Source organism: Ensifer adhaerens (assembly GCF_013283195.1).
Classification (GTDB): domain Bacteria; phylum Pseudomonadota; class Alphaproteobacteria; order Rhizobiales; family Rhizobiaceae; genus Ensifer; species Ensifer adhaerens_G.
The window spans coordinates 1-4,966 of record NZ_JABEKT010000011.1; the positions used below are offsets into that span (position 1 = coordinate 1).

Genomic DNA, 4,966 nt, shown 5'->3' on the forward strand with positions numbered 1-4,966 from the left:
AGTTCTCCCGCACGATCTGCATCAGGAACTCACGCACCGCACGCACCCGCGGCACCGCAACGAGATCACGGCTGTAACGAAAGACCAGCCGACGCCGCCGACAATGCCTTTCGCGGGTGAAATGGCGCCATCATCGCAGCTTCGCCTTCCTCCCGCACGTCCTCGGCGAACGCCGTCGCGCAATCGCCCCGAAACCCAACAGAACGACAGAGTGTCACGTTCAGAGCCCGTCATCGGCGATCGCAGGTTTCGACATGGATCCGTTGATCCGATGACATCTGCCTCCGACATGTGACGCGGCTCACGCATCCGATGCAACTGCTGTTTCGAGTTCGTTACCGTTGGTTGCGCCGGCTATGGTAGAGAATCATTAACCATGGTTAGCTAGGTATCGTCACCAATACCGCTGGCTGCTTCGCGAGCGTTCATCAGCATTGGCCGTTTTCCATGCAAAAGACACCGCTTGCGGCATTTTCCCGGCGTATCGGCTTTTACACGGCACTGGCCTCGCTCGCTCTGACCGTGCCTTCGCTTGCCCAGTCGGTCTGGACCGGCGCCTCGGACAATGAGTTCAGCAACGGCGTGAACTGGAATCCTGCCTTGCCGGGTGCCGACGATGCAGCTGCCGTCAACGACGGCTCTCCCCAGGTCACCAACTCCTCGACAATCCGCGAACTCGGCGTCGACGGCGGCAATGTCACGATCACCAATACCGGTGCGCTCACCGTCACCAGCGGCAGCACGATCGCCTCGGGCAGCATCAGCATCAACGCCGGCGGCGCCTTGAACTCGGATGTCGACCTGAACGGTGGCGGCCTGTCCATCGACGGCGACCTCAACGGAAAATTGACGCTGAACAACGGCAACGTATCGGTCAACGGGACGCTCGACAGCGCCGCGATCGGTTCGGCGACGTCGCTTTCCAACAACGGCCGGGTCGGCGACGTGAATGTTTCTACCGCTGGAACATTCGTCAACAACAGCGGCGCAACCGCCGGCGCCATTACCAATGCCGGCACCGGCTCCAACGCCGGAACGCTCGACGCGCTGACGAACACGGCAGGAAACTTCACCAACAACACGGGCGGCACGATCACGGGAAAAACGACCGTTTCGGGCGGCACCGTGACGAACAATTTCATCGTCACGGAAGCGGATGTCGAAGCCGCAGCCACCTTCGTCAACAACAATGGCGCGACAGCGGGCAAAGTCACGAACTCGGGCACCGTATCGAATGCCGGCACGATCGCCTCCGTCAACAACAAGGACGGAAGCTTCACCAACAATTTCGGCGGCGAAGTGACCGGCGAGACGACGGTCTCGGGCGGCAACGTCACCAACAATGCGACGCTTGCCGCTGTCGCCGTCGGCGCCGGCGGCAGCTTTACGAACACCTCCGGCGCCAGCGCCGGTGCGGTCGCAAACAGTGGCATTTCTTCCAATGCCGGCACGATCGCTTCCCTCACCAACACATCAGGGACCTTCACCAACAATTCCGGCGGCACGATTGCAGGCAAGGCAACCGTTGCAGGCGGGACGGTGACGAACAACTTCGTCGTGACGCAAGCGGATGTCGCGGCGGCGGCCGCCTTCGTCAACAACAGCGGCGCGACAGTCGGCGCGCTTGAGAATGCCGGCAACACCTCGAATGCGGGGACAGTCGCGTCCCTGAAGAATACCGCCGGCACGTTCACGAACAACGGCGGCGGCACCGTCACCGGCGCGACTGCGATATCGGGCGGCAGCGTCGTCAACAATGCGGTGCTCGCTGACGTCGATGTCGGCTCCGGGGGCACGTTCACCAACAACAACGGCTCCACTGCCGGTGTCGTGAAAAATGCCGGCGCCGGTTCGAACGACGGAACCATCGCCTCACTGGCGGTGAGCGACGGCCTGTTTTCCAACACGGGCACGATCAATGGCACGGCAACAGTCACGGGCGGCGCGCTCGTCAACGACGGCGTGGTCGTCGGCAGCGTCGACGTCTTCGATGGCGGCCTGTTGTCCGGCACCGGCGTCATCGGCGGACTGGCGGTCAATGCGGGTGGCGTGTTCTCTCCCGGCCCAGGCATCCAGACCGCCACCGTCGATGGAGACGTGACATTCCGGTCTCGATCGACTTACCGGGTGGAGGTCGATACCACGGGCCTCTCCGACCGCCTCGATGCGTCCGGTGCCATCAGCATCGAAGGCGGAACGCTCGGAATTCTGGCCGGAAGCGGCACCTATGCCCCGACGACCGACTACACGATCCTGACGGGCGGCAGCGTCACCGGTGCGTTTGACGACGTTATCAGCAACTTTGCCTTCCTGTTGCCGAGCCTGAGCTACGGCACCACCAGCGTCGATCTCACCCTTGATCGCAATGGCGTGCGTTTCGCCGATGTGGCGGAGACAGCGAACGGTCGTGCGACAGCGAATGCCGTCGAGGCGCTAGGACCGTCGAACTCGCTGTTCCTAAACGTTGTGTCACTGGACGAGCAATCCGCCGGCAGCGCCTTTTCGCAACTGAGCGGCGAAGCCCATGCTTCTCTCAAGAGCGAACTGCTCTGGGACAGCCGTTTTCCGCGGCAGGCGGTTCTCGATCGCAAGAGCCCGGCGCAAGGCCAGGGCTTGCGGCAATCGGACGACGTGGTGTTCTGGACATCCGCTTATGCGGCCGCAAACCAACTCGCCGGTGACGGCAACGCAGCCGGCGTCGATGGTCGAACGGCGGGTGTCTTGTTCGGGGCGGATGCGGCGATCTCCGACACATGGCGCCTCGGCGGCCTTCTCGGCTACAGCCATCTCGCCATGCAACCGGAAGTACGCGCTGATTCCTATCATGCCGGTCTCTATGTCTCCGGCGAAATCGGACTGCTGGATCTGATGGCGGGGGCGATCTATTCTCATAACGAAATCTCGACCCGACGCGGCGTTGCCTTTGGTTCCCTCGCCGAGAGCCTGACGGCGGACTACGACAGCGCCACCCGCCAGGCTTTTGCCGATCTGTCCTGGACGTTTGCGGCGGAGAATATCAAGTTCCAGCCTTTCGCCAATATCGCCTATGTCGATCTCGATACCGACGCGTTCAGCGAGACGGGCGGCACGGCCGCGGTCTCAGCGGCCGAGGGCTCGGACGCCGTGACGGTATCGACGGTTGGCCTGCGCTGGTCGGCAGACATTCCCGGCAGCGAGCTGCCAATCGCGGCCACCGGCATGCTGGGTTGGCGGCATGCCGCGGGAGACCTGACGCCTTCGGCGCGGCTTGCATTTGCCGGCAGCAGCTTCTTCACAATCGGCGGCGTCACCATGCCCGGCGATGCTCTGGTGATGGAGGCAGGCATTTCCGCGAAACTATCCGCAACCGCCCAGGTGACGCTAACCTATCTGGGCGAATTTGCGGGCGGCGTGCAATCGAGCGCCGCTCGGGCAAACCTGATCGTGAATTTCTAGGCAAGCGACACATGCCAATGGCTACCATGCCAGGTTGGCCGGCCCTGCAACCGGACCTTGCCGCAATGGATCGATGGTCTCGTTGCCGCCTTATTGCTCTGATTGTTCGGCATTTTCAGAAGTGAAAGGATGATGCCCTTGATTTACGCCCGTCATTTCGCAGCGCTCGGCGCAGGTCTGCTCCTGCTTGGAGCCGCCGGTTGCCAGAAGGAGCCGGAATCCACCGCGAGCCAGACAGAGGGGTTGTGCAAGCCAAATGCTGCAGAAGCCCTGGCAGGCAAGGACAGAATTTCCGATGAGGACGCAAAACAAATGACGGGTGCGACGATCGTCAGGCAATTGAAGCCCGGGGATCCAGCCACCATGGACTTCCGACAGGAGCGCGTCACCATCGAAACGGACCCGGCGACGGGCAAGATTGTCCGCGCTACGTGCGGATAGACGTCGACGAATGGTACGAAGCAGTGGGGCCAGAACGGCTCCACCATGAAGGTGCTCCACGTTGCAAATGCTCGCATCGTCACGTGTGGCAAAAATTGCGCACAAACACGCCTCCCTGCTCATCGTTCCCCTTGTCAAAGAGGGGGAACGACCAACCACCCTCCCTTATCCGATAGAGACGCCGTCATGCCTCCTCCTGCGCAGTGGGCCGATGTCTGGCGAGCCTGCGGTCCGGCGTGAGGTCGCGTCGGCCTAAGAGACGGGCACTCTTTGTGCCGGCCGCACAAAAACACGCTGTCGAACGCTCTCATCCCGCGCTGCTCACAGTGCTCGAGCAACTCGACGATATGGATGCCTCCGAGCCGATCTGGCTCGTATCTTCGAGATGCTGGGAGATACCGTGGGACGTCTTCCAGGGCTGTCGGCCTGAAGATCATCCTCGTGGTGGACGAAACCTATTCTGAAAGCATCGAATTCCCGGCGGCGTCGATGATGGGCGTACGCTGTCGACAGCGATGCGCTGAGCCCATGTCGTCTTGCAAAGCAAAGCGCCGCCAACGATTGATCATTGACGGCGCCGCTCACCGAAAGCCCTTCTTCTCAAAGGCTTCCCCTAGTTATTTCAGCGCGCATTCTCCGTCAATGAAGGAAACGTGAAGTTTTCATCACAACTGTATTTTAGATATTTAATATATAATTATGATATAAATGAGTAACTTGCTGTCATTAAACTGAAAAAAATCTGATACAATGTGACGTTGCGCGTATGCAACACCATTATTCTTTGTATGCCTGAAGCTGTGACTTGGTTAAACTTGTTGTATATTTTCTGTTCCTCCATGTTAATCCTCGCCGCGCTGTCCGTCCGAGAGCAATCACGGATGAGTATGTCTCGCAGCAGCGCGAGCGAGGTTGCCGGTAGTTCTCTGGGGGACATCCAGGATCGGCCCTTGTTGACCCTAAAAAACATAGAGAGATCTCTCGCATGAGCATCAGAAGCCTTCTCCTCGGCTCCGCCGCCGCATTGGCCGCGACATCCGGCGCACAGGCAGCCGACGCAATCGTCGCAGCCGAGCCGGAGCCCATGGAA

The 4,966-nt window shown here is 60.7% G+C and carries 2 protein-coding genes; both read left to right on the plus strand.

The features are described from left to right. Window positions 1-447 precede the first annotated feature (447 nt). Window positions 448-3,435, plus strand: coding sequence for an autotransporter outer membrane beta-barrel domain-containing protein (locus LPJGGPFB_RS32770; RefSeq protein ID WP_173424094.1), 2,988 nt, complete (start codon window positions 448-450; stop codon window positions 3,433-3,435). Between the two features lie 129 nt (window positions 3,436-3,564). After that, the gene (locus LPJGGPFB_RS32775) at window positions 3,565-3,876 is read left to right on the plus strand and encodes an I78 family peptidase inhibitor (RefSeq protein ID WP_234903185.1); all 312 of its coding nucleotides are present in this window, start codon (window positions 3,565-3,567) and stop codon (window positions 3,874-3,876) included. Window positions 3,877-4,966: the final 1,090 nt, after the last annotated feature.